The sequence below is a fragment of the Streptosporangium sp. G12 genome, assembly GCF_052983175.1.
This window is the reverse complement of sequence record NZ_JBRIQO010000041.1, coordinates 17,217-43,119: the sequence shown is the minus strand read 5'-3', so window position 1 is coordinate 43,119 and position 25,903 is coordinate 17,217. Positions and strand designations below refer to the sequence as shown.

Below are 25,903 nucleotides of genomic sequence, written 5' to 3'. Positions count from 1 at the left end.
GGTGAGGGCACGGGGCTCGGCGAAGGCTAGGTGCGGCGGCGCGCGGTGACCGTGTTGACCACGGCGATGGCGACGCCTACCGCGAATATAAGCGTTCCGATGACGTTCACCTGAGGCGGCACCCCGATACGGGTGGCGCCCCAGATCCACAGCGGGAACGTCTGGACGGCGCCGCTGGTGAACTGGGTGATCACGAAGTCGTCGATGGACAGGGCGAAGGCCAGCAGCGCGCCAGAGACGACGCCGGGCAGGATCATCGGGAAGGTGATCCGCCAGAACGTGATCCAGGTGGACGCGCCGAGGTCGCGCGCCGCCTCCTCGATCGACCGGTCGAGCCCGATCACCCGGGCCCGCACGGTGATCGCCACGAAGGACAGCGAGAACAGCACGTGCGCGACGACCACGGTCGCGAAGCCGGTCTGCACGCCGACGCTGATGAACAGCGACAGCAGCGAGGCGCCCATGACCAGCTCGGGCGAGGCGATCGCGGCGAACATCACCAGGTTGGTGGCGCCCTGCCCGCGGAACCGGTAGCGGCCCAGGGCCAGGCCCATGAGCGTGCCGAGCAGCGTCGTGATCACCGTGGAGAGCAGGGCGATGGAGATGGAGTTGCGCACCGCTTTGAGCAGTTCGGGATACTCGTCCAGGCGTCCCCACCACTGGAGGGTGAAGCCCTGCCAGGTCACGTTCGACTTGCTCTGGGTGTCGTTGAAGCCGAACACGATCATGACGGCGATCGGCAGGAACAGCCAGATCAGGATCAGCCACACGTAGCCGAAGAGCAGCCGGTCGCCCAGCCGCCTCCGTCCCCGCGGGGACCTCCGCCCGGCGGGCGCGTCCGCCGCCGGGGCCTCCGTGACGTCGATGGTGCCGCTCATCGGGCCGCCGCCTCCAGGACGTTCTCCGTGCCGAGCGCCTTGGCGTAGGCGAAGATGCCGACCAGCATCGCCGCCATCAGCGTGAACGACAGCGCGGCGGCGGTCGGGTAGTCGTTGTTGACCAGATACTCGGTCTGGATGATGTTGCCGATCATCGTGTTCTCCGGGCCGCCGAGGATGCCCGCGTTGACGTAGTCGGCGGTCATCGGGACGAACGTCATCAGCACCCCGGCGAACACGCCCGGCAGCGAGAGCGGCAGCACGATCCTGGTGAACGCCTCGCGCCTCGCCGCGTAGAGGTCCTGGGCGGCCTCGACCACCTTGGGGTCCACCCGCTCCAGCGCGACGTAGATCGGCAGGATCATGAACGGCAGGTAGTTGTAGACCAGCCCGCCGATCACCGCGGACGTCGTCTGCAGCACGTGGAAGTCGTCGGGCAGCAGCCCGGCCGACTTCAGCGGCCCCAGCAGCATGCCGTCGTCGGCGAGCATGAACTTCCACGACACCGTGCGCAGCACGAACGAGACGAAGAACGGCAGCAGCACCAGCAGCAGGTAGGTGGACTTGCGGCTGCCGCCCTTGAAGGCGATCCAGTAGGCCATCGGGTAGGCCAGCGCGATGGAGATCACGGTCGCGGCCAGGCCGTACCCCGCCGAGCGCAGGAACTGCGTCTGGTACTGCGCCAGGGCGTCGCCGTACACCGAGAGGTTGAACGTCTGGACGAATCCGTCGACCACGTTGCCCTCCTGGGTGGAGACCGAGGCCATGAAGACCATCGGCACCACCAGGAAGATCGCGAGCCAGAGTCCGCCGGGCAGGATGAGCAGGTAGGGGGCGAGGCGCTTCACCGGCCGACGACCCCTTCCGGTCCGAGTCGCTCTCTCATCCGCCTAGCCCTGCGTGACCGGCTGGAAGATGTCCTCGAAGATCTTCTCCTCCGCGGAGGTGAGCGTCTTGTACGACCGCAGCTTGGCCATGTCCGCCTCCGAGGGGAAGATCAGCGGACTCTCGGCGATCTGCTCGAGCGCCTTCTTCTCGTCGCCCTCGGCCTTGGCCGCGTCGGCGAGGACGAGGTCCTTGGCGGAGGAGACCGGCGTGATGTAGTTGATGTACTCGACCAGCATCGTGGCGATCTTGGGCTGGTAGACGTAGTCCATCAGGGTGAGCGCGTCGACCGGGTTCTGCGCGGTCTTCGGGATGCACATGTTGTCGGTCCAGATCGTGCCGCCCTCCTCGGGCACCACGAACCGCAGGTCCTTGCCCTCGGCGACCTGCTGGAAGATGTCGCCCGACCAGGCCATGGTGATCCAGACGTCGCCCCTGGCGAGGGCGTCGACGTAGTCGTTCTCGTAGTACTTGCGCACCAGCCCCGCGTCGCGCTGCTCCTTGAGCTTCTCGCCGGCCTTCTTCCAGTCGGCCTCGGTCGACTTGTCGGGGTCGATGCCCAGGGCGAACATGCCGAAGTTGGCGACCTCCTGGGTGTCGAGCATCATGCCGACCTTGCCCTTGTACTTGGGGTTCCAGAGGTCCTGGATGCTCTTGACCTCGTCCACGTACTTGGGGTTGTAGGCGATGCCGGTGACGCCGACCGTCCACGGGATCGTGTGGGCGTTGTTGGGGTCCCAGGTGGGGTTCTTCACCGCGGAGCTCGCGTTGGCCGCGAAGTTCGGCAGCTTGGAGTGGTCGAGGGGGACGAGGTAGCCCAGCGCGATGGCCTTGCTCAGCTGGAGGCCGTTGGTCAGGACCATCAGGTCGTAGCCGATGTCGTTGCTGGCGGCGAGCAGCGGCTGGACCTTGCCGAAGAACGTGCTGTTGTCCTGGATGGCCTCCTGGTAGGACACCTGGATGCCGGTGTCGGCGGTGAACAGCTCCAGCGAGGGGTACCGCTTGCCGTCCTTGTCGATGTAGAGCGGCCAGTTGGCGAAGCGCAGCGTGCCGTTCTTCTTCTTGGAGCCCCAGTATTCGGCGATGGCGTCCCTGGGGGGGACGGCCGCCACCTTCTTGCCCTCCACGCCGCAGGCGGCGAGGGCGAGGGCCGCGGCCGACAGCCCGCCGAGGCGAAGGGCGTCACGGCGCGTGACGGAGCGGCTCTGCGTCATGCCTCGCAGAAAGGCGGGGTTCGTGCGGGGGTCCATGTCGAGCTCAACTTCCGATCGCGTACGAGTGGTGCGGCAGCCACGACAGCCAGACGGCGTCGCCACGCTCCGCCGTGCTCGTGCTGTCGAGTGCGTTCTGCTGGAAGACGGTCACCTCTGCGCCGTGGGCCAGGCAGACCGTGTAACTGGTGTAAAGCCCCAGATAGACCACCTCTGAGACGGTGCCTCGCACGACGCTGAGGTCGCCGGTGGGCTCCTCCGTGGTAATCCTGATCTTCTCCGGGCGCACCGTGATCGCGATCGGTTCCCCGGCGCGGAACGATCCGCCCTCGGCGAGGACGTGGTCGTCATCACCCAGCTTAAGCACCGCGAAGCCCGACTGGAAGCGGTCGACAGTGCCGCTGAGCAGGTTGGACGTGCCGATGAACCCGGCCACGAAAGCGGTCGCGGGCCGCTCGTAGATCTCTCTGGGGGTGCCGAGCTGCTCGACCTGGCCGTCGTTCATGACGGCGATGCGGTCACTCATCGTGAGCGCCTCGCTCTGGTCGTGGGTGACGTACACGAAGGTGATGCCGACCTCGCGCTGGATGCGCTTGAGCTCGATCTGCATGGCCTGGCGGAGCTTGAGGTCGAGGGCGCCGAGCGGCTCGTCCAGCAGGAGCGCGCGGGGGTTGTTGACCAGGGCCCGGGCCAGGGCGACCCGCTGCTGCTGGCCTCCGGACATCTCCCGGGGGCGGCGTTTCTCGCGCCCGGTGAGATCGACGATCTCCAGGATCTCCCCCACCCGGCGCTTGATCTCGGCGTCGGCCACCTTCTTGCGCCGGAGGCCGAACGCGACGTTCTCCCAGACGTTCATGTGCGGGAAGAGGGCGTACGACTGGAAGACCATGTTGACGTCGCGCTTGTTGGGGGGGACGTCGGTGACGTCCTGGCCGTGCAGCCGCACGTTGCCGCGCGAGGGGTCCTCGAAGCCGGCGATCATGCGCATGGTGGTGGTCTTGCCGCAGCCCGAGGGGCCGAGGAGCGAGAAGAACTCCCCCTCGGCGATCGACAGGGTGACACCCTTGACCGCCTGGACGACCTCGCCGTGGGAGACGTACTCCTTGACGACCCCGTCAAGTTCGATTGCGGGTACGTGGGGCGAGCGGGAGACGGTGTCGGCCGTCTCCGTGCTCGCCTGGATTTCGGTCATGCCAGGCTTATCCCTCTGTTCGCGGCTATTCGCCGATGTAGTGCATGACGTGCTTGACGCGCATGTAGTCGTGCAACCCGAAAACGGACAGATCCTTGCCGTAGCCGGAGTGTTTGAAGCCTCCGTGCGGCATCTCCGAGACGAACGGGATGTGGGTGTTGACCCACACCACGCCGAAGTCGAGACGGTTCGACACCCGCATCGCCCGGCCGTGGTCGGAGGTCCACACCGAGCCGGAGAGGCCGTACCTGACGCCGTTGGCCTTGGCGACCGCGTCGGCCTCGTCGGAGAAGGTCTGGACGGTGATCACCGGCCCGAACACCTCGTTCTGCACCATCTCGTCGTCCTGCTTGAGGCCGTCGACGACGGTGGGGGCGAAGAAGTAGCCCCGGTCGCCGATCCGGTTCCCGCCGGTCAGGACCTTGGCGTGGCCGGGGGCCCGGTCGATGAAGCCGGTGACGCGGGCCAGCTGGTCGGCGTTGTTGAGCGGGCCGTAGAGGGCGTCCTCGTCGGAGAGGTCGCCGGTCACGGTGTTCGCCGCCGCCTCGGTGAGCGCGGCCACGAACTCGTCGTGGACGTCCTCGTGGACCAGCACGCGGCAGGCCGCGGTGCAGTCCTGCCCGGCGTTGTACAGGCCCGCGGTGGCGATGGACTCCGCGGCGGACTTGAGGTCCCTGACGTCGTCGAACACGACGACGGGCGCCTTGCCGCCCAGCTCCAGGTGCACCCGCTTGAGGTCGTCGGCGGCGCTCCTGGCCACGGCCATGCCCGCGCCGACCGAACCGGTGATCGCGACCATCGACGCGGTCGGGTGGCCGACGACCAGCGCGCCGGTCTCCCGGTCGCCGACGACGACGTTGAAGACGCCCTTCGGCAGGACGTCACCGAGGATCTCGGCCAGCTTGACCGTGGAGACGGGGGTGGTGTCCGAGGGCTTGAGCACCACGGTGTTGCCTGCGGCGAGCGCCGGGGCGATCTTCCAGACCGCCATCATCATCGGGTAGTTCCAGGGGGTGACCTGGCCCACCACGCCGATCGGCTCGTGCCGGATCACGGAGGTGTGGTCGGCGAGGAACTCGCCCGACGTCGGGCCCTCCAGCGTGCGCGCGGCCCCCGCGAAGAACCGGAAGTGGTCGGCGGCGATCGGGGTCTCGTCCTCGGCCATCCGGGCGCGCGGCTTGCCGGTGTTGCGGCACTCGGCCTCGTTCAGCTCCTCGGCCCGCGCGTCGATCGCGTCGGCCACCTTGAGGAGGAGGTTGGCGCGCTCGCCCGGGGTGGCCCGGCTCCACGACTCGAACGCGGCGGCGGCGGCGGCATAGGCCGCGTCGACGTCCTCGGGACCCGAGACGGGGGCCTTAAGGTAGATCTCGCCGGTGCATGGATCAATGACGTCGGAGAACCGGTCGCTCCTGGCCTCCACGAGTTCGCCGCCGATGTAGTTCCGCAGGCGAGGGAATTCGCTGGTCTCAACCGGGGTGGTCACCGTCGGCCTCCTAAGGATCGGGGCTGAGTTGTCGCGACTCTTACAGAGCGACAGCCTTACGACAAGGGATTTCGTTGTTAAGATACCAAATTGCTACGAAATCGCTTGACAGAAGCGCCGGAACTGACAGCATGTCGCATCGGAGCCGCAACATGACGGCAACAGCCCCGCAACATGACGCCAGGGAGCGCCCATGACGACGCCGCCCAAGGTTCGCCGCGAAAACGACGCCAGGCCCGGCCCCGTCGTCCTCGACGAGATCTCCAAGCAGATCATCGAGCAACTGCAGACGGACGGGCGCAAGCCGTACGCCGCGATCGGCAAGGCGGTGGGGCTCTCCGAGGCCGCCGTGCGCCAGCGGGTGCAGCGCCTGCTCGACGCGGGGGTGATGCAGATCGTCGCGGTGACCGACCCGCTCACCCTGGGTTTCCCCCGCCAGGCCATGATCGGCATCAAGTGCGAGGGCGACCTGGAGACGGTCGCCGACGAGCTGTCGGCCATCAGGGAGATCGACTACGTCGTGCTGACCGCCGGGTCGCTGGACATCATGGTCGAGGTCGTCTGCGAGAGCGACCAGCATCTCCTGGAGATCCTCGGCAAGATCCGGGCCATCCCCACCGTCCGCGCCACCGAGACCTTCGTCTATCTCAAGCTTCACAAACAGACCTACTCCTGGGGCACCCGCTGACGGGTCCCGGGGCACACTCCGGCACCTCCGCGTCCGGTCGCCTCGCCGCGCCGCCGCGGGCCGGCGGAGCGTCGCCTCCGCCGTAGCGCCGCGGGCCGGCGGAGCCGGGAGAGCCCGTGCCGCTAAAGACCGCGAGAGGCGTCGTCGCCGGCTGACGGATCGCGAAAGGCGTCGTCGCCGGCCGGACGGGGCTCCAGGGCGTCCGCGAGCTCGTCGAGGAACTCGTCGACCTCGGCGATCGCGTAGCCCGGCCTCAGCATCACCGTGGCGAACCTCGCCTCGCGCACGTCACCGGGCGTGAGAGGCGCGTCGGTGGTGCCGCGCAGGGTGGCCACGATCCGGTCGAGGAAGGCGTCGACCTCGTCCTCGTTGTAGCCCATGCCGAGCCGTCCCGGCCTGAAGGCGACCCGCTCGACCCGGGCGGCGCGGTCCTCGTTCTCCTCCCGCTCGGGCGCTTCGGGCGCGGCACGGCGGGCGGGGACGGCCGGGCGCCCGTCCGTGCCGGTGGGCCGGGTCTCGATCGCCACGATGAAGGCCTCGAGCGCGAAGTCGACGGCGACCTCGTTGTAACCGCCGAGCCTGGTGCGGAACCGGGCGTCGCGGATCTCGTCCGCGGTGACCGGCTCACCTTCCGGGGCGCCCCTGCCGAGGGTCCCCTCGATCCGGCGGACCAGCAGGTCCACCTGGTCCGGGTCATATCCCATGCGAATCCCGAGGACCCGTGGAAAGCGGTTCAAACCCGCGTCCTTTCGCGTCTCCCCGATAGGGCCTTTATCCGATGTATCCATTCTGGAGGAAATAGCCGGACAAAAGCGAGACGTCTGAGGCGGGCGTGGAGCCTGGTGTTCCAATGGACGCCGGGATCCGCGAAAACGGCCTCGGCACGCGGCGGGACCCGGACGGTCCCGTCACGACGAATGACGATGAGGATATCCGGGGGTGACAGCTCGGGTGACCGGCGGGAATGCCGGAGACGGGGCCCGGGGGCCGGGTGAACGGCGGGGAACGGCGGAGACCGGGCGCACGGATCGGGTGACCGGAGAGAAAGGCGGAGGCCGGGCACCACGGATCGGGTGAACGACGGGAAAGACGGAAACCGAGTCCGGCGGGTCGAGACCCTCCGCCGAACTCGGTTTCCTGAAAAATCGCTGATTTAGTTATTTATCAGGTCGAAGCTCTCCCAGGGGCCCACCGCGTCACGGTCGGCGATCAGCGGCTGGGCACCACCGCCCTCGGCGCACACCAGCTTGTTGTTGACCTGGGCCCTGAGGCTGACCGAACCGTCCGGGTTGGTGAGGAGCTGGAAGACCTCCCAGGGGCCCACCGCGTCGCGGTCGGCGATCAGCGGCTGGGCTCCGGCGCCCTCCGCGGCCACGAACTTGTTGTTGATCTTCGCGCGCAGCGCGATGGTGCCGTCGCTCTGGTTGACCCGCTCGAACTGCTGCGCCGTCCCGGTGGACGTCCCGTTCGCGATCAGCGGCGAGCCGTTGGAGGCGGTGACGTAGAGACCGTTCGCCTTGGAGCGCAGGCTGATCGTCCCGTTGCTCGTGCCGCCCGGCAGACCCAGGGTGGAGGCGGTGCCGCTCAGGGACTTGACGCTTTGGTTGGCGGAGCCGGTCAGCGTCGTGGAGGCGTAGCCGCTCAGCGGCTTGGCGGTCCGCTCCACGACGTACACGGTGCCGGCGGCGGTGGCGAAGGAGACCTCGCCGGTGGAGACGGTGGTCAGGATGGCGTTGTCGGAGGCGCGGCGCACCCGGATCTGCTGGGTGCCCCAGGGGTTGACCACCGTGGCCTGCTTGCCGTGCAGGCTCCTGAGCCCGACGTACTTGATCTCCCCGGCCTCGCGCTCGGAGCTGACCTGGAAGCCGTCCTTGGCCAGGAGGGTGAACTTCCCGACGAAGGAGGAGTCGCCCGGCACCGCGGGGAACACCCTGATCCTGTCGTTGTAGCTCTGCATGAGCGACTCGTTCAGCGCCGACAGGTGCACGCCGAGATACTCGAAGACGCCGTTGGTGTTGGTCGTCATGCCGTTGGGGTAATTCTGGTACTTCTGCAGCATCGTCTTCATGCCCTGGTACGCCTGGTCGCCGAGACCGAGGCGGGCCGCCTGCACCGCGTCGTTGGACCAGACGTTGCCGTAGGGGAACGGCCGCTGGTTCCAGGTGTTCAGCGCGGTCTGGTAGTCGGGGTAGCCGATGCCGGTGATGTTGTACGGCCAGATCAGCTCCGAGGCGACGTTCTCGTTGTTCCTCGTCTGCGAGATCGGCGGCTCGTGCGGCAGGTAGGCGCCGTTGCCCGTCGGGTAGGCGACGAGGTTGTTCACGATGTTCTGCCAGTCGGCGCGCAGGCCGGCGTCGAGGCCGAGCTGCTGGCTGACTTGGATCGTGAGCGGGAAGATGCTGCGCACCGCGGCCAGGTCGGTGATCGCGTTGCGGACGTTCCAGTACGTCTCGTGGGAGTGGGAGTTGGCCATGTAGTACTTGCCGGTCGGCCCGTCGAAGGACAGCAGTCCCTTGTAGAGCTTCGCGGTCTCGCGCATGTACGGGTACGCCACGTCCCGCAGGTAGTTCGCGTCGTTGGTGTAGCGGTACTGCAGGTACATGTTGTACGCGGCCTGGTAGCCGGTCGTCAGGATGTTCTTGGTGTAGTCGCTGTTGACCGTGCCGCGCGCGTTGCCGTCCCAGCCCATGGTCTCGGGCACCCACAGGGCGTCGATCCCGTACCTCGTCTGCGTGTACGCCTTCAGCGCGGTGTAGTTGCGGCTGTAGAGCCGGTTGAAGGTGTTCATCAGGTCGGCGTGGTTGGAGGCGAGGAAGGAGTTGTAGACGTCCCGCTGGTTCCAGTACCAGTAGGCGTTGCTCCACTTGGAGTTGTCCTGCGTGGCGCGGAAGACACCGTTGATGAAGTGCAGCGGGTAGTTGCCGTAGCCGCCCGCGGCGATCATGTACGTGCTGAGGTAGTAGACGTTCTCCAGGTAGTCCGCGTCGCGGTTGGAGGTGGAGTACTGGACGAACGACTTGGCCCAGAACGCGTGCCACCAGTTGCGGTAGTTGTTGAACGTGGTGGCGTAGCCGGTGTTCCTCACCGAGGTGAGCTGGCTGCGGGCCTGGGCCACCGAGTCGCGGTTGGGGGCGTTGATCCGGCTCGCGGCGGTGAACCAGATCGTGTAGCTGGAGGTGGGCGTGATGTTCAGCCGCACCTTCCTGCCGTCCACCACCTGGGTGGTGAAGTTCGCGCCCTCGACGGTGGCGGCCATGGTGTAGCCGAAGCCGTTCGCGTCGGTCTGGCCCCGGCTGAACCCGGCCACGTTGGCGTCGGAGAAGGTGGAGATCGTCCGCCAGGTGTTCAGGTCGGGCACGTCCGCGATGTTCTGGACGGTGGCCGGGTCCCACATGCTGAGGTCGAAGGCCACGTTGGACACGCCGCCCCGGGTGTCCTCGACGTGGATGCCCATGACCTCGGAGTTCGGCGACCCCATCACGGTCACGGTCCGGTTGGAGTCGTACCTGGTGGTCAGCGTCCCGTCGTACAGCGACAGCCGCTGCTGGAAGGTCGTGTACCCGGTGTCCATGGCCGGGGTGGTGCTGAGGTTCGCCAGGCCCGCCGCGTAGGTCGACTGCGGCGACAGGTCCACCCCCGACACCTGCATCGTCAGCCCGTTCTGGTTCCAGGCCATCGCCCCGGTGCGGCCGTTGCCGACGGTCAGGCCCTGGACCGGGTTGGTGTTGGGGCGGTTGTAGACGAGGTCGTGCTTCGACAGGTACGACCCGTGGTCGACCCTCAGCGCCCCGGTCGCCTGGTCGAAGGCCGTGTCACCCGGTGCCGCCCACGCCGGCACGGCCATGCCGACCGAGGCCAGGCATGTCACGAGGAACCACATGAGTAAGAGGCGTACTGGTTTTCTCGGCATGATCTTCCTTAATCGCCACCGGGGACGGCGGCCACGCCGCCCCGCCTTGACCGAGCGCGCGACTCACCCACCTGCGTGCCGGCGCCGCCGCTCGGGGAGAGCGGGTCGCTTCGGCGGGACGTTCCGGTGGGCGGGTGACGTGATGCAGGGGAGCTACGCCGGGGAGTTAGGGAGCCGCCGCCGGCAATCGGCGACCGGCGGCGACTCCCTAACTTCCCCGTGGGTACAGATCCGCCACCGGGACACCTGTGGTCACAGGCCGGGCCTGCTTCACATTTGGTAGATCGGATCTGTCAGCCGTAGTTAACATCGGACGTCTGCATACGTCAAGACGTGAAATATCCCCTTTGGACAGGAAGAACTTGCCCCGCAAGCGCGGTGAGTCGCTGACCAGGCCATATTTTGTCCATACCGTCCGGAAATTACAGCGTGCCGCAAATAAATACATCCGATGTATCAAGATCATCGCGAGGCGAATCGCCTGTTAGCGCTCCCATACATTGACGCTTTCGCTGGTCCGTGCGAATCTTTTGTCGTACGGCGGCGAATGTCTCGACATCTCCGCCGAAAGGTTGTCACCAGGTGCGGCGGCGCGCTCCTCTCCCCCTAGGAGTAGACGTATGCGCCGGATCTCGCGGGTTCTCCTCGCGCTGGCCGTCATGATCACCGGAGCCGTCGCGCTGCTACCCAGCACCGCCTCCGCGGCTCCCCTGACCAAGGTCCTCATCTTCTCCAAGACCGCCGGCTTCCGGCACTCCTCCATCCCCCTCGGGATCTCCGCCATCCAGCGGCTCGGCGCGGCCAACGGCTTCACGACGGTCGCCACGGAGGACGCGGGAGCCTTCACCACCGCCAACCTCGCCCAGTACCAGGCGGTCATCTGGCTGTCGACCACCGGCGACGTGCTCAACGCGACGCAGCAGACCGCGTTCCAGTCCTACATCGCGAGCGGCGGCGGATACGTCGGCGTCCACGCAGCGGCCGACACCGAGTACGACTGGCCCTGGTACGGCGGCCTGGTCGGGGCGTACTTCCGCGCCCACCCCGCCACCCAGCAGGCGACGATCCGCGTCGAGGACCGGGCGAACCCGTCCACCTCGCACCTGGCGCCCACCTGGACCCGCACCGACGAGTGGTACGACTACCGCGCCAACCCGCGCACCGCCGTCAAGGTGCTGGCCAACCTGGACGAGTCGTCCTACAGCGGCGGCGGCATGGGCGCCGACCACCCGATCACCTGGTGCCAGGACTACCAGGGCGGCCGGGCCTGGTACACCGGCCTCGGTCACACCGACGAGTCCTACGCCGACCCCGGCTTCACGAAGATGCTGCTCGGCGGCATCCAGGTCGCCGCGCGGGCCAGGGCCGCGGACTGCCGTCCCGAGACCGGCTACACGCCGCTGTTCGACGGCACGCAGGCCAGTCTCAACCAGTGGCGGCAGGCCGGCGCCGGCGGCTTCACCCTCGCCAACGGGACGCTGTCCTCGGTCGGCGGCATGGGCCTGCTCTGGTACCCCGTCTCGACCTTCTCCAACTACTCGCTCAAGCTCGACTGGATGATGCCCGGCGACGACAACGGCGGCGTCTTCATCGGCTTCCCCGACCCGGGGAACGACCCGTGGCAACCGGTCGACCTGGGACACGAGATCCAGATCGACGCCTCCGACGCCGACCCCACCCGGACCACGGGCAGCGTCTACAGCTTCAAGGCACCCGACACGGCCGCGCGCGCCGCGGCGCTCAACCCGCCCGGCTCCTGGAACACCTACGAGATCGCGGTGCACGGGCAGCGCGTCGAGATCTACCTCAACGGCACCAAGATCAACGACTACACGAGCACGCGGAACATCGCCAACGGCTACATCGGCGTCCAGAACGACGGTGACGGGCTCGACATCAGCTACCGCAACATCCGCATCAAGCAGGACGGTCCCTCGAACCCTCCCACCACCGACCTGGCGCGGGGCAGGCCGGTCACGACCAGCAGCGTGGAGAGCGGCAGCGCGCACGTCGGATCCAACGCGGTGGACGGCAACCCCGCCACCCGCTGGGGCAGCGCCTACGCCGACCCGCAGTGGATCACCGTCGACCTCGGCGCCACCTACAACCTCAACCGGGTCCGGCTGAACTGGGAGGCCGCCTACGGCAAGGCGTACCAGGTACAGACCTCCACCGACAACAGCACCTGGACCAACATCCACTCCACCACCACGGGCGACGGCGGAGTGGACGACCTGACGCTGACCGGCACCGGCCGCTACGTGCGCGTGTACGGCACCCAGCGAGCCCTCGCGTACGGCTACTCGCTGTGGGACCTCAGCGTCTACGGCACCCCCGCCACCTCGACCCCCACGCTGCTGTCCGTCGGCAGGCCGGTCACGACCAGCAGCGTGGAGAGCGGCAGCGCGCACGTCGGATCCAACGCGGTGGACGGCAACCCCGCCACCCGCTGGGGCAGCGCCTACAGCGACCCGCAGTGGATCACCGTCGACCTGGGAGCCACCCGCTCCATCAGCCGGGTCCGGCTGAACTGGGAGGCCGCCTACGGCAAGGCGTACCAGGTACAGACCTCCACCGACAACAGCACCTGGACCGACGTCCACTCCACCACCGCGGGTGACGGGGGCGTCGACGACCTGACCGTCACCGGCACCGGCCGATACGTGCGCGTGTACGGCACCCAGCGCGGCCTGCCCCCCTACGGCTACTCCCTGTGGGACCTCGACATCTACGGCACCTGACACCACCCCGCACGCGTCTGCCTTTTCACCCCCCAGGAGACCTTCGTGTTAGGTTTCACGCGCCTTCGTACGACCTTGGGCGTTCTCGTTCTCGCTCTCGCCGCCGCCGCGGCGGGAGCCACCGGCACCACCGCCGCGGCGTCGACCGCCGCCGCGCTCGGGACCGCCTCCGCCTCCTCGCTCGGGACCACCGCCGCTCTCGCCCCGCCGCCGACCAGCGCGTTCGAGAAGGTCAAGCTGGACGGCGGGCTGTCGATGGGCGAGCCCATCGAGCTCTCCGTCCTGCCCGACGGCAAGGTCCTCTACATCAACCGGGGCACCACCTCCGGCGGCGGCCAGGTCCGCCTGTACAACCCCGCGACGAAGGCCACGACCGTGGCGCTCACGCTCCAGCTGGACGCGCGCTTCGAGGACGGGCTCATCGGCATCACCCTCCACCCGAAGTTCGCCACCAACCGCTGGGTGTACCTCTTCTACTCGCCCAAGATGACGCCGCTGGTGAACCGGATCTCCCGGTTCACCTTCAACGCCGGCACCAACGTCCTCGACCCGGCCAGCGAGGACATGATCATCGAGTGGCCCACCGAGCGTGAGCTGTGCTGCCACTCGGCCGGCTCGATGACCTGGGACAGCGACGACAACCTGTACTTCGCCGTCGGCGACAACACCAACTCCGGCGGCGACTCGGCGGGCATGGCCCCGATCGACGAGCGCACGAGCCGCAACCCGCAGTACGACGCGCAGCGCACCTCCGGCAACACCAACGACCTGCGCGGCAAGATCAACCGGATCCACCCGGAGAACAACGGCACCTACACCATCCCCGCGGGCAACCTCTTCGCCCCGGGGACCGCGCAGACCAGGCCCGAGATCTACATCATGGGCACCCGCAACCCGTACCGGATCTGGGTCGACAAGAAGTCGGGCAACACCCTGCACTGGGGCGAGGTCGGCCCCGACGCGAACGCGACCCTCGCCAACCGCGGTCCCGCCGCCTACGACGAGTTCAACCGCGCCACCGGGCCCGGCAACTACGGCTGGCCCTACTGCGGCGGTCCCAACGTCGCCTACAACGACTGGGACTTCGCGGCGAACGCCCCCCGCGGCTGGTTCCCCTGCGGCGGCACGACCGGCCCGGTGAACAACTCGCCACGCAACACCGGCCTCCAGCAGCTGCCCCCCACCAAGCCGGCGCTGGTCTGGGAGCAGCACGGCGGCAGCAAGGAGTGGCCCGCCCTGGACAACCCCGGCGGCTGCGGCTCTCCCAACCACGCCGAGGTCTACCACTACGACCCGAACCTCGTCTCGGACGTGAAGTGGCCCGTCTACTACGACAACAAGCTGCTGATCTCCGAGTACTGCCGTAACTGGATCAAGGAGGTCCAGTTCGGCAACGGCAACCCGACCACCGGGACGCCGACCGTCATCGAGCCGGTGCTCGCCGGAATGAACCTCGTGCACCCCATCGACATGGAGTTCGGCCCCGACGGCTCGCTCTACCTGCTGGAGTACGGCAGCGGCTACTTCTCCGGCGCCGCCGACGCCGGCCTCTACAAGATCAACCACGTGCAGGGCGGCCGGTCGCCGATCGCCCAGGCCACGGTCAACCGGGACAACGGGCTCGCCCCTCTCGCGGTCACCTTCTCCAGCGCCGGGACCTCCGACCCCGACGGTGACGCGCTCACCTACGCCTGGGACTTCGACGACAACGGCACCGTCGACTCCACCGCCGCCAACCCCACGTACACCTACACGACCAACGGCGACAAGCGGGCCAGGCTGACCGTCAGGGATCCGGGCAACCGCACCGGGACCGTCGTGATCCCCGTCGTGGTGGGCAACAACCGGCCCGCGGTGACGCTGAACGGCCTGCCCGCCGGAGGCATGTACAGCTGGGGCGACGACCTGGTCTCGACCGCGACCGCGACCGACGCGCAGGACGGCACGCCCCCCTGCGCAGACGTCGTCATCCGTGCCGCGCTCGGCCACCAGGAGCACGCCCACGAGGAGGGCCAGGGCACCGGCTGCGGCTTCACCGTGAACACCGGTCCCATCCACGCGGGGCTCGACGCCGTGCAGTTCTTCGTGATCCGCGGCGGCTACACCGACCGCGGGGCGACCGGCAGCGTCCCGCTCACCGGCGAGAAGGAGATCACGCTCTGGCCCAAGCAGTGGCAGGCCGAGCACTACGTCCAGCTCAACGGCCCCAGGGTCGTCGACCAGGCGGCGGCGGAGGGCGCCAAGCGGCTCGGTGACATCCAGAACGGCGAGTGGGTCAAGCACCACGCCGTCAGCCTCAAGGGCATCACCGGGGTGAGGGCGCGCGTCTCCTCCGCCAACGCGGGCGGCACCGTGTCGTTCCGCTTCGACTCGCCCACCGGCCCCGAGGTCGCCCGCGCCGCGGTCGCCGGAACCGGCGGCTGGGACAACTACGCCGAGGTGACCGCCCCGGTCACCAAGCCCGACGACGGCACCCACGACCTGTACATCGTCTTCACCGGCACCGGCACCGGCACCGGCGCCCTGTTCGACCTGGACAGCTACACCTTCACCGGTGCCGGGGCCGGCACCCCGCCCGGCGATCCCGACCCCACCACCGACCTGGCGCGGGGCAGGCCGGTCACGACCAGCAGCGTGGAGAGCGGCAGCGCGCACGTCGGATCCAACGCGGTGGACGGCAACCCCGCCACCCGCTGGGGCAGCGCCTACGCCGACCCGCAGTGGATCACCGTCGACCTCGGCGCCACCTACAACCTCAACCGGGTCCGGCTGAACTGGGAGGCCGCCTACGGCAAGGCGTACCAGGTACAGACCTCCACCGACAACAGCACCTGGACCAACATCCACTCCACCACCACGGGCGACGGCGGGGTCGACGACCTCACCCTCACCGGCACCGGCCGCTACGTCCGCGTCCACGGCACCCAGCGCGGCCTGCCCGCCTACGGCTACTCCCTGTGGGACCTCAGCGTCTACGGCACCCCCGCCACCTCGACCCCCACGCTGCTGTCCGTCGGCAGGCCAGTCACGACCAGCAGCGTGGAGGAGGGCAACGGCCGGGTCGGCGCCTACGCCGTGGACGGCGACCCCGCCACCCGCTGGAGCAGCGCCTACGCCGACCCACAGTGGATCACCGTCGACCTGGGAGCCACCCGCTCCATCAGCCGGGTCCGGCTGAACTGGGAGGCCGCCTACGGCAAGGCGTACCAGGTACAGACCTCCACCGACAACAGCACCTGGACCGACGTCCACTCCACCGTCGCCTCCGACGGCGGAGTGGACGACCTCACCGTCAGCGGCAGCGGGCGCTACGTCCGCGTGTACGGCACCCAGCGCGCCCTGCCCGCCTACGGCTACTCCCTGTGGGACCTCGACATCTACGGCCGCTGATCCCGTGAACGCGAAGCCGGACCACAACGGCACGTAACCGCACGGGCTCGGCACAACCGAACACCGCACAGGCTCGACGACGGAGACCTCGCGTTCGCGCGGGGTCTCCGCCCGCGTTCCGGCAGGACGCGACGGGAAAGCGGGTGACCGGGAACACAGGGGCCATCAGCCAAGGCCGGAAACCGGGAGATCGAGGACGCGGGCCGGAAAGCGGATGATCACGGTAGGGTTGCGGCTTATGCGGCTCTCCACGGTGTCCTTCCGATACTCGCGGCGCGGCCCCTGGATCCTGCGGGACGTCGAGCTCACGCTCCGCCCCGGCTCCGTCGTCGAGGTCACCGGCCGCAACGGCGCGGGAAAGTCGACGCTGCTCCGCCTGATGGCGGGGTTCGTCCCCCCGTCCCGGGGCTCGATCTCCGACCGGCCGGGCGTCGTCGGCTACGCCCCCGACGTGTTCCCCGTGGACCAGCCGTTCACCGTCGCCGCCTACCTCGCCCACATGGCCGGGATCCGGGGCCTCTCCTCCACCTCGGCCGCCGGAGGCCTGGCGGAACGGCTGAACGCGACCCACCTGCTGGAGCAGCCGCTCGGCGACCTGTCCAAGGGCAGCGCGCAGAAGGTGGGACTCATCCAGTCGCTGCTCGCCCCGCCGGACCTGCTGATCCTGGACGAACCCTTCGCCGGTCTCGACGAGCAGACCCGCACCGAACTCCCCGTGATCATCGAAGAGATCGCCGCACGCGGCGGCACGGTCGTGGTCAGCGACCACCAGAAGCAACTCCAGGACTTCCCCGGCGCCGACCACTGGCTCGTCGCGGACGGCAACGTCACCACCGGCGCCCTTCCCCCGCAGAACACCTCCGAAGAACCGCGGACACTTCCGGCAGGACCGTCCCCGCAGGTGGTCATCGAGGTGGTCGTGGACGCGGACGACGCCGACGAGGTGGAACAGAAGCTCCGCGCCGACGGCTACCTCACCAGGCGGTCATCATGATCCACCTCGTACGCTTCAAGCTCTCCGCCTACGCCCGGTCGCACCGGCTGCTCCAGCCGATGATCGGGCTCTTCGTGATGCTGCTCATCTTCTACTCCACCCTGACCCCGCCGGGCAAGGAGCTGCCCGCGTACGCCGACTCGGCCGGGTTGCTGATCCTCGTCTTCGCCTGGGCCGCCCGGGGACTGCTCGACACCGAGCCCCCGACGCAGCGGCTGATCTCCATGACGGCCGCCGGACGACCCGGTCGCGAGATCGGGGCCGGGCTGCTCTCCGCGCTGATCGTCACCCTCGGCATGGCGGCGATCGCGGTCGGGTTCCCGCTGGTCCACGGCTTCGCGGCCATGCCCACCTCCGCCGACCTGGCACTCGGCATCGTGCTGCACGTGCTCGGCGTGAGCGCGGGAACGGCCCTGGGCGCCCTGACCAGCCGCCCGATCCTGGCCTCCCCCGCCGTCTCGATGCTCGCCCTCTTCGGCGGCTATCTCGCCCTGCTGCTGGTCAGCCTCACCCCGGTGGGCCGCCTCTCGGTGCCGATCATGCCCTGGATGCGCGCCGCCAACGCAGGCCTGCTCGACACCGTCGTGCTCCCCATCTCCGCCGCCACCCTCTTCTGGACCGCCGCGAGCCTCACCCTGTACGCACGGCTCCGCCGCCTGAACCCCTGAACGGGTGTCGTCGAACCACCGGACTCGCCGTGGTTCGACGACACCCACTCACTCGACAGCCACACGAATCTCACCCGGATGAGCACCCGGGCGGAGACCCGCCTCCGGAGTCAGAAGGCGGGCGAGGCCGCGACCGGGCCGGCCGCCCAGTGGTTCGGGCCGGTCGGCCACGTCCGTGACGGCGCCTGCTGCTTGAGCACGCTCTCCTCGGGCGTGCCCACGGCGCAGCGCGTGCCGCGCGGCGGCACCTTCAGCGAGATCAGGTACTCGTCGAAGATGTCCGTCTGGCACTTGTCCTTGCCGTAGATGCGGTGTCCCCAGCCCTCGTATGTGAGCAACACCGCCTTGGACCCGAGCTGACGGGCCGCGTTGGCGGACCATATCCACGGGGTGGCCGGATCGTGCAGGGAATTCCCGAGCAGCAGCGGGGCGTCGCCCGTGTATCGCAGTGCGTGCGGCGCGTTGGTGGTCGGGTAGTTCATGCAGATCGGCAGATCGTCGATCGGGTACGGGTGGTACCCCGTGTCGGGTGCGAGCCGGTTGGAGACACGCATGAGCGCGGCGTACTCCGAGTAGTTACGCACCTGGAGGTTGTAGTCCTGGCAGAGAACCGCGGTCGGCAGATAGGCGACGTCACCCTCCACGGGCTGTCGGCCGGGCAGCGGGGGCGCCCACTCCGGCGGCGGCCCGCCGTCCAACCAGTTGATCACCTCGCTCAGTAGGTTCCAGGCCGGCCCCTCGGTGCCCAGTGCGGCGTTGTAGATGACCTGCAACTCGGTCATCGTCTGGCCCGTGCTCGGATACTTCAGCTCACCACGCCGCGCCTTCTCCCGCAGGTCCTTCCAGATCGCACGGATGTCGCGCCCATGCAGGACGCAGCTGGTGTCCTGCTCGCACCAGCCGACGAACTGGTCGAACGCGTCCTCGATGGCGAGCGCCTCGGTGGCCAGGAAGCCCGCGACGCCGAGGCTGTGGTCCATGTTGCTGTCGAGCCCAAGGGCCCGGACTCGGCCGGGGAACAGCTCGGCGTACATCTGGCCGATCAGCGTGCCGTACGAGATCCCGTAGTAGGTGAGCTTCTCCTCGCCCAGGGCGGCGCGCAGCGCGTCCAGGTCACGGGCGACGTCGGCGGAATCGACGTGGTCGTACAGCGGACCGGTACGAGCGCGGCAGTCGGCGTGCAGCTTCTTGGTGAACGCGTTCCAGGCGTCGAAGTCGGCCTGGCTTCTCATGACGGTGTGCGGCATCCGGTTGTACACCGACGCCGAGCAGATCACCGGGTTGCTGCGCCCCACGCCCCGAGGGTCGAACCCGACGATGTCGAACCGTCGCTGCAGTTCCTCGGTGTAGGACCCGGGGGCGCCGTACACGGCCTCCACGCCCGACCCGCCCGGACCACCGGGATTGATCACCAGCGAACCGACCCGCGCGGCCGGATCCGTGGCCTTCCGCCGCGCGACGGCGATGTCGACCTTCGCCCCGCCCGGCTTCGACCAGTCGATGGGCACGCTCAACGTGCCGCACTCGGCGGCGGGCTCCTCCTCACAGGGCGCCCAAACGATGGTTTGCGCCCTCGCTACCTCGGTGTCCGCGTTGGCCACCGCGACCGGTAAAACCGTCACCATCGCCAGGAGGACGGCGAACCAAGAGATTCTTCTTCGCACAATGCTCCAGTCTCTAGTCGATCTTCTGTCGTAACGGGCGACGGTAGCGGATCACTACATATTCGAAGGTAGAAACAGGAGAAAATGGCAGCATTTCCTCTAAATGGGTATCCGATTCAGTGGAGTTCGTGCCCTGTCATCGACGTGGACGACGACACCGCCACGCGGACGAGCCCGGCGTGCTCCCCGACACCGTAGGGAAGGACGCGGATCGTCACGTTGGGTCGGCACGCGGCGTTCAGCAGAGCTTGCAGCCGGTCGCGCATCAGTTCGTGCCCGCCTGTCGGGCGACGAACGACACCTTCGTCCACCACCGCGAGCAGATCCGGTGCGTCGGGGCGGCTGAGCGACGTGCGACGTACCGGCATGTCGGCTTACGGGCTTGAGCACGGCCTGTGCAACGTTCGCCGCGGAGCGACCGTGGGAGAACCGGCCCGCAACCTGGAAGAGGAGACCCGACTGGAGAACCAGCCCTGGCGACGCGTCCCGTTGATCCCGATGCCGTAACCGGCGATCAGGTGGTCACCCACACGGAGCGGCGACCTCCCAGAGGGCGCTCACCGGCATGGCGCGCATGCGGTCGCCGAACGGGAGCGTCTGTGTCCCCGTGCAGAGGACGATTCCCACCACGAAATCGGCGGGGTCGGTGAGCGCGGCCTGGCGGACGGCGAGGGTGTCGAGGTTGCGCCACTCTCCGGCGCGCCCCTTGGCGAGGAGCCGGACCGGGGTGCTCTTGCCGCACTGGCGTGCCCCGGTGACGAGGGTGACGCGGGTGTCGGCCAAGGCCTCCTCGACGAGCCTTTCCGCGCGTCGTGGAACGATCCTGCCGAGAGGAGTCTGTGAGCCGCTGACCATGGGACAAGCACGTCACAGCATGAGGTCTGATGACAGGATGGCCGCTGGGTTGCCGGCAGGATGGTCGCTGCTTTACCGGTGGATCGGTCGCCAGGTCTCCGCCAGCACGGTCGCAGGCAACGCGGCGGAATGGCCGCTGCTTCGCGGGATGCCGATCGATACGAGCATGACCGTGCCGGGGAACGCCAAGGCGACGGCGTGGGGATCCGGGCGGGCCACACCGGGCCGGTTGGCGATGCGGTGGGAGGGTGGGGTGGCCGGGGAGCGCCGCCCCGGGTGGGTAAGCCGGGGCGGCGGTCGGCGCCTCGGGGGGCGCAGCCGTACGGTAAGGGCTACTCGGCGGCGGCGAGCTGGCCGCAGGCGCCGTCGATCTCGCGGCCACGGGTGTCGCGGACCGTCACCGGCACGCCGTGATACTCCAGGCGGCGGACGAAGGCGCGCTCGTCCTCCGGGCGGGAAGCGGTCCACTTCGAACCCGGGGTCGGGTTGAGCGGGATCAGGTTGACGTGCACCAGCTTGTTCTTGATCAGCTTGCCGAGCAGGTCGGCGCGCCACTCCTGGTCGTTGATGTCCTTGATCAGCGCGTACTCGATGGAGACCCGGCGCTTGGTCCTGGCCGCGTAGTCCCAGGCGGCGTCGAGGACCTCGGCGACCTTCCAGCGGGTGTTGATCGGCACCAGCGTGTCGCGGAGCTCGTCGTCGGGCGCGTGCAGCGAGAGGGCCAGCGTCACCGGCAGGCCCTCGGCCGCGAGCTTGCCGATCGCCGGGACCAGGCCCACCGTGGAGACGGTGACGCCGCGGGCGGAGATGCCCAGGCCGTCGGGAGCGGGCTCGACCATGCGGCGGACGGCGCCGATCACGGCCTTGTAGTTGGCCAGCGGCTCGCCCATGCCCATGAAGACCACGTTGCTGACCCGCCCGGGACCGCCCGGGACGTCGCCGGCCGCGAGCGCGCGGGCCCCGGCGACGACCTGCTCGACGATCTCGGCGGTGGTCATGTTGCGGGTCAGACCCGCCTGGCCGGTGGCGCAGAACGGGCAGTTCATACCGCATCCGGCCTGTGACGACACGCACATGGTCGTACGGTCGCTGTAGCGCATGAGGACCGACTCGACCAGCGCGCCGTCGAAGAGCCGCCACAGCGTCTTGCGGGTGGTGCCCGCGTCGGTGGTCATCTCCCTGACCGAGGTCAGCAGGCTGGGGAACAGCGCGGTGGCGAACTTCTCCCTGGCCGCGGCCGGCAGGTCCGTCATCAGCTCGGGATCGCCGTTGAACTTCTCGAAGTAGTGCCGGGAGAGCTGGTCGGCGCGGAACGGCTTCTCGCCCAGTTCGGCGACGACCGCCCGGCGCTCGGCCATGGTCAGGTCGGCCAGATGGCGGGCGGGCTTGGCCCGGCGCGGCGCCACGAAGGTGAGCTGGCCGGGTACGGGGGTCCCGGACGGGCTGACGGTCGACAAGTCCAACGCCTTCTCTCAACGGTTACGCGAATGCTCGAAGCGGTGCCCGACGGTGATCTAGAGTCCGGAGGTATGGCGACAAACCGCCCCACGGGCCCCGCGGAACAGCGGGGGGACGGCGTCGAGGTCGTGCTCACCGACGTCAACCCCTACGGGAGCCGCACCCTGGTGGTCGAACGCGACGAGACTTCCTCGGTAGCTTACCTGTGCGGGCCGGGGGGAACGGTGCACGGAGCCGTCTGGCTGGCCAACCACCGCCCCGCCCCGGACGGGATCGACCCGGACCGCCTGGACTCCGAACTGCCGCCGGTGGCCCCGAGGGCGAACACCCGCCACCCCGACGGCAGGGGGCCCCTGGGCGCGCTGCGATCGCTGTGGTTCGAGGAGGGCGACGGCGTCGCCCTGTACGAGAACGACGAGCTGCTCGCGGTCATTCCTGGATGGGCGGACATGGGCAGGGGAATGCCCGGCTACTCCCGCGACGCGCTGGGCGAGTCCCCGTTCGCCTGGTCGCTGGAGGAGGCCCACGAAGGTCTGGCCTCCCGGATCGCCAAGGCCCGCGCCTACTGGGAGTGGCGCGCGGGAGACGGCTCCTGGGCCACGTTCCAGCAATTCGTGATGGGGCACCTGGACCGCAAGGTCGGTACCGCGGGCAGGTTCTGGGACGCGGGGGGCGAGCGGATGCCCGCGGTGGGCATCACCGAACGCCCCCCGGAGCGGGGCAGGGAGCACACGATCCTGTCCACGGTCGGGATGAGCTGCCAGCGGATGCCCACCGTCGAGCAGTACATCGACCGGCCGGACGCGTACGCCCGGGTGGAGCTCGCCGTCGCCTCCCCCAGCGACGCCCGCGACGCGGCCCGGCTGTTCCTGTGGCTGGGGCAGTATCCGTGGCACTCGGTCACCTGGCTGGGCCACGGCCACACCGCCAGGTGGTACCACCGGCCGGAGACCTTCCCGCTCGGCTCCGCCTACGGCGGCGTCATGATGCTGACCGGACTGCCGGGGCTGCCCGACCTGTCGGGTTTCTCCTTCGGCGGCGACTCCGTGCAGTGGCTCTGGCTCGTCCCGATCACCCCGGACGAGCTGAGCCTGGTCTCGGCCGAGGGCTACCGGGCGGTGCTCCCGCGCCTGTCCGCGACCCGGCTCACCAGGGCGGGATGACCGGGACCGCGCGGGAGCCGTACCGGGGTGCGGGACGTCACGCGCGGGCGGGAGGCGCTGTGACCCCGGCCGGCGCGGTTCAGACCAGCAGGCTCAGACCAGCAGGGTGAGCAGCACCCAGACCGGGATCAGCGCGGCCACCATGGAGTCGAGGCGGTCCATCATGCCCCCGTGGCCGGGAAGCACGCTGCCCATGTCCTTGACGCCGAGATCGCGTTTGATCACCGACTCGACGAGGTCGCCGAGCGTGGCGAAGACCACCACGACCGCGCCGATGAGGACGCCCTTCCAGATGTCGTCCTCCAGCAGCCACGCCACCAGCCAGCCGCCCACCGCCATGCAGGCCAGCGCCGACCCGGCGAAGCCCTCCCAGGTCTTCTTCGGGCTGATCACCGGGGACATCTTGTGCCTGCCGAGGGAGATCCCGGCGAAATACCCGCCGATGTCGCTCGCGGCGGTGGTGGCGATGAAGACGACCACCCGGTCCGGGCCCTGGTCGGGGTCGGCGAGCAGCAGCGCCACGAACCCGGCGAGCAGGGAGGGGTAGACGACGACCAGGATGGTCGCGGTGATGTCGCGGACGTAGTTCTCGGTGCCCTGGAACATCCGCCAGATCATCAGCACCAGCACGGTCATCGCGAAGACGCCGACCAGCCAGGCGGTCCCGCCCCAGGCGGAGCCGGTCACCTCACCGCCCCAGTAGGCGCCGACCAGCATGGCGGTCATGCCCGCCAGGACCGGGACGAGCGGGACGTTGATGCCTCTGGCCTCGAACGACCGGACCAGCTCCGTCACGCCGATGCCCACCGCCGCGATCACCACGGCGAGGAAGAGCACCTTCACGAAATAGAGGGAGGCGATGATGACCGCCGCCAGGGCGAGCCCCACCGCCACTGCGACGGGGAGGTTCCGGCCGGTACGGCTACTGCCCGCCACGGGTTCCACAGGGGGTCCTACTTTCATACCTGCACAAAATCCTTGCCCCGTACGGACAACGGCCCGCACGGGACAAGGATCATGGTTCAGACTTCGAGCAGCTCGGCTTCCTTGTGCTTGAGCAGCTCGTCAATCTTGGCGACATGCTTCTGGGTGAGGTCGTCGAGCTCCTTCTCCGCCCGGCGCACCTCGTCCTCACCGGCCTCGCCATCCTTGATCAGCTTGTCCAAGGTCTCCTTGGCATTGCGACGGATGTTGCGAATGGAGACCTTGGAGTGCTCCGCCTTGTTCCGGGCGACCTTGATGTACTCCTTGCGGCGCTCCTCCGACAGCTCGGGGAAGGCCACCCGGATCACCGCTCCGTCGTTACCGGGGTTCACACCGAGATCCGAGTTGCGGATCGCCTTCTCGATCGCGGCCATCGAGCTCTTGTCGAAAGGCTGGATGATGACCATGCGCGCCTCGGGCACGTGGAACGAGGCGAGTTGCTGAATGGGGGTGGGTGTCCCGTAGTACTCAGCGCTGATCTTGTTGAACATCGACGGGGTGACACGACCTGTGCGGATGCCCGCGAAGTCGTCCTTCGCCACCGACACGGCCTTGTCCATCTTTTCCTCGGCTTCGAGGAGGGTTTCGTCGATCACAGCGGCTCCCTGTCTTCTCGGTCACTCCCCATCCTCACGCACTTCGCGGGACGCCATGACGCCGGAGGCCCACCCTGGACCGCCACGGTCGCGTACCGCTCAGCTCGCTACGTCAGGTTCGCACCTTGTCCTGTGGTCGCTCACCACTCCTCGCTCGCTTCGCGGGACGCTCCTACCTCGCGTACCGCTCCACTCGCCACGTCGGGCTCGCTCCCTGTCTTCTCGGTCACGCGCCCCTCACGCGCTTCGCGGGACGCTCCTACCTCGCGTACCACTCCACTCGCCGCGTCGGGCTCGCTCCCGTTGCCGTACCGGCCCTGTCACCGTGCCGGCCCGTCACCGTGCCGGACTCACCAGCGTGCCGATCTTCTCACCGCGCACCGCCCGCAGGATGTTGCCCTCGCCCATGAGGTCGAAGACCACGATGGGCAGGCTGTTGTCCATGCACAGGCTGATGGCGGTGGCGTCCATGACTCCAAGGCCGCGGGTCAGCACCTCACCATATTCGAGATGGTCGAACCGGACGGCGTCGGGGTTCTTGCGGGGGTCGGCGTCGTAGACGCCGTCCACCTGGGTGCCCTTGAGCAGCGCCTCGGCGCCGATCTCCAGCGCTCGCTGCGCGGCGCAGGTGTCGGTGGAGAAGAACGGCGAGCCGAGCCCCGCCCCGAAGATGACCACGCGCCCCTTCTCCAGGTGGCGGATGGCACGGCGGGGCAGGAACGGCTCGGCGACCTGCTGCATGGTGATCGCCGTCTGGACCCGGGTGTCGATGCCCCGCTTCTCCAGGAAGTCCTGGAGGGCGAGGCAGTTGATGACCGTGCCGAGCATGCCCATGTAGTCGGCCCTCGCGCGGTCCATGCCACGCTCGGACAGGGCGGCGCCCCGGAACATGTTGCCGCCGCCCACGACGACCGAGACCTGGACGCCACCGCGGACGGCCTCGGCGATCGAGTCGGCGAGGTGGCCCACGACGCCCGGGTCGATGCCCAGCGGCTCGCCGCCGGCGAACGCCTCGCCGGACAGCTTCAACATCACCCGCTTCCAGCGAAGCGGGTCCGAGTACGAAGAAACCGCCGGCGTAGCGGGTCCTGGGTTCTCCTGCACGGCGGCGGCCTCCTCGTTTGATGCTCTGTTTGAAGAGCG

20 protein-coding genes are annotated in these 25,903 nt (G+C 68.7%); 6 read left to right on the top strand and 14 right to left on the bottom strand.

The annotated features are described in order from the left end of the window. Positions 1 to 26: 26 nt before the first annotated feature. From ACVCAG_RS41715 to ACVCAG_RS41695, 5 genes are read right to left on the bottom strand one after another with little or no spacing between them, the layout of a single operon-like run. Positions 27 to 878, bottom strand: a complete 852-nt coding sequence (locus tag ACVCAG_RS41715; RefSeq protein ID WP_440071169.1) for an ABC transporter permease subunit — start codon at positions 876 to 878, stop codon at positions 27 to 29. Continuing rightward, positions 875 to 1,726, bottom strand: coding sequence for an ABC transporter permease subunit (locus ACVCAG_RS41710; RefSeq protein WP_440086853.1), 852 nt, complete (start codon positions 1,724 to 1,726; stop codon positions 875 to 877). Before ACVCAG_RS41710 ends, ACVCAG_RS41715 begins: the two co-directional genes overlap by 4 nt. A gap of 42 nt (positions 1,727 to 1,768) precedes the next feature. After that, positions 1,769 to 3,013, bottom strand: a complete 1,245-nt coding sequence (locus tag ACVCAG_RS41705; protein WP_440086854.1) for an extracellular solute-binding protein — start codon at positions 3,011 to 3,013, stop codon at positions 1,769 to 1,771. A 7-nt stretch (positions 3,014 to 3,020) separates the two neighbouring features. Then, positions 3,021 to 4,166, bottom strand: a complete 1,146-nt coding sequence (locus ACVCAG_RS41700; protein WP_440086855.1) for a polyamine ABC transporter ATP-binding protein — start codon at positions 4,164 to 4,166, stop codon at positions 3,021 to 3,023. Between the two features lie 25 nt (positions 4,167 to 4,191). After that, on the bottom strand, positions 4,192 to 5,649 hold the full coding sequence (locus ACVCAG_RS41695) for a gamma-aminobutyraldehyde dehydrogenase (RefSeq protein ID WP_440086856.1): 1,458 nt from the start codon (positions 5,647 to 5,649) through the stop codon (positions 4,192 to 4,194). Positions 5,650 to 5,842: 193 nt separating this feature from the next. Between ACVCAG_RS41695 and ACVCAG_RS41690 the strand changes: the two genes are divergently transcribed. Further along, the gene (locus ACVCAG_RS41690; protein WP_329091340.1) at positions 5,843 to 6,337 is read left to right on the top strand and encodes an Lrp/AsnC family transcriptional regulator; all 495 of its coding nucleotides are present in this window, start codon (positions 5,843 to 5,845) and stop codon (positions 6,335 to 6,337) included. 122 nt (positions 6,338 to 6,459) lie between these two features. On the opposite strand, the gene ACVCAG_RS41685 is transcribed toward ACVCAG_RS41690, so the two are convergent. Together ACVCAG_RS41685 and ACVCAG_RS41680 are read right to left on the bottom strand one after the other, a co-directional pair. Beyond that, positions 6,460 to 7,041 (bottom strand): DivIVA domain-containing protein, encoded by a 582-nt coding sequence (locus ACVCAG_RS41685; RefSeq protein ID WP_440086857.1) that lies wholly within the window; start codon positions 7,039 to 7,041, stop codon positions 6,460 to 6,462. A gap of 449 nt (positions 7,042 to 7,490) precedes the next feature. Next, positions 7,491 to 10,247, bottom strand: coding sequence for a glycosyl hydrolase family 95 catalytic domain-containing protein (locus ACVCAG_RS41680; RefSeq protein WP_440086858.1), 2,757 nt, complete (start codon positions 10,245 to 10,247; stop codon positions 7,491 to 7,493). 620 nt (positions 10,248 to 10,867) lie between these two features. Between ACVCAG_RS41680 and ACVCAG_RS41675 the strand changes: the two genes are divergently transcribed. From ACVCAG_RS41675 to ACVCAG_RS41660, 4 genes are all read left to right on the top strand, one after another. Then, positions 10,868 to 12,988 (top strand): ThuA domain-containing protein, encoded by a 2,121-nt coding sequence (locus ACVCAG_RS41675; RefSeq protein ID WP_440086859.1) that lies wholly within the window; start codon positions 10,868 to 10,870, stop codon positions 12,986 to 12,988. Positions 12,989 to 13,033: 45 nt separating this feature from the next. After that, the gene (locus tag ACVCAG_RS41670; protein ID WP_440086860.1) at positions 13,034 to 16,378 is read left to right on the top strand and encodes a galactose-binding domain-containing protein; all 3,345 of its coding nucleotides are present in this window, start codon (positions 13,034 to 13,036) and stop codon (positions 16,376 to 16,378) included. Between the two features lie 238 nt (positions 16,379 to 16,616). Further along, a complete protein-coding gene (locus ACVCAG_RS41665; RefSeq protein ID WP_440086862.1) occupies positions 16,617 to 17,372 on the top strand; it encodes an ATP-binding cassette domain-containing protein in 756 nt (251 codons plus the stop codon). Next, positions 17,369 to 18,040 carry a hypothetical protein gene (locus ACVCAG_RS41660; RefSeq protein WP_440086863.1) on the top strand — a complete coding sequence of 224 codons (672 nt, stop codon included), beginning with the start codon at positions 17,369 to 17,371 and terminating at the stop codon, positions 18,038 to 18,040. The genes ACVCAG_RS41665 and ACVCAG_RS41660 overlap by 4 nt, the downstream gene beginning before the upstream one ends. Before the next feature lie 110 nt (positions 18,041 to 18,150). Here ACVCAG_RS41660 and ACVCAG_RS41655 read toward each other — a convergent pair whose 3' ends face one another. From ACVCAG_RS41655 to rlmN, 4 genes are all read right to left on the bottom strand, one after another. Next, the gene (locus tag ACVCAG_RS41655) at positions 18,151 to 19,665 is read right to left on the bottom strand and encodes an alpha/beta fold hydrolase (RefSeq protein WP_440086864.1); all 1,515 of its coding nucleotides are present in this window, start codon (positions 19,663 to 19,665) and stop codon (positions 18,151 to 18,153) included. Positions 19,666 to 19,820: 155 nt separating this feature from the next. Continuing rightward, positions 19,821 to 20,072: a Scr1 family TA system antitoxin-like transcriptional regulator gene (locus tag ACVCAG_RS41650; RefSeq protein WP_440086865.1), complete on the bottom strand. Its 252-nt coding sequence runs from the start codon at positions 20,070 to 20,072 to the stop codon at positions 19,821 to 19,823. Between the two features lie 154 nt (positions 20,073 to 20,226). Beyond that, positions 20,227 to 20,487: a hypothetical protein gene (locus ACVCAG_RS41645; protein ID WP_440086866.1), complete on the bottom strand. Its 261-nt coding sequence runs from the start codon at positions 20,485 to 20,487 to the stop codon at positions 20,227 to 20,229. Between the two features lie 404 nt (positions 20,488 to 20,891). Then, positions 20,892 to 22,016, bottom strand: coding sequence for a 23S rRNA (adenine(2503)-C(2))-methyltransferase RlmN (gene rlmN / locus ACVCAG_RS41640; protein WP_362680458.1), 1,125 nt, complete (start codon positions 22,014 to 22,016; stop codon positions 20,892 to 20,894). A gap of 72 nt (positions 22,017 to 22,088) precedes the next feature. Between rlmN and ACVCAG_RS41635 the strand changes: the two genes are divergently transcribed. After that, positions 22,089 to 23,180 carry a suppressor of fused domain protein gene (locus ACVCAG_RS41635; protein WP_447191449.1) on the top strand — a complete coding sequence of 364 codons (1,092 nt, stop codon included), beginning with the start codon at positions 22,089 to 22,091 and terminating at the stop codon, positions 23,178 to 23,180. 93 nt (positions 23,181 to 23,273) lie between these two features. Here the strand turns inward: ACVCAG_RS41635 and ACVCAG_RS41630 are convergent, their stop codons facing one another. From ACVCAG_RS41630 to pyrH, 3 genes are all read right to left on the bottom strand, one after another. Beyond that, positions 23,274 to 24,143 (bottom strand): phosphatidate cytidylyltransferase, encoded by an 870-nt coding sequence (locus ACVCAG_RS41630; RefSeq protein WP_362680452.1) that lies wholly within the window; start codon positions 24,141 to 24,143, stop codon positions 23,274 to 23,276. A gap of 59 nt (positions 24,144 to 24,202) precedes the next feature. Then, positions 24,203 to 24,760 (bottom strand): ribosome recycling factor, encoded by a 558-nt coding sequence (gene frr, locus ACVCAG_RS41625; RefSeq protein ID WP_362680448.1) that lies wholly within the window; start codon positions 24,758 to 24,760, stop codon positions 24,203 to 24,205. A gap of 336 nt (positions 24,761 to 25,096) precedes the next feature. Beyond that, positions 25,097 to 25,864 (bottom strand): UMP kinase, encoded by a 768-nt coding sequence (gene pyrH / locus ACVCAG_RS41620; RefSeq protein ID WP_386160956.1) that lies wholly within the window; start codon positions 25,862 to 25,864, stop codon positions 25,097 to 25,099. Positions 25,865 to 25,903 lie beyond the last annotated feature (39 nt).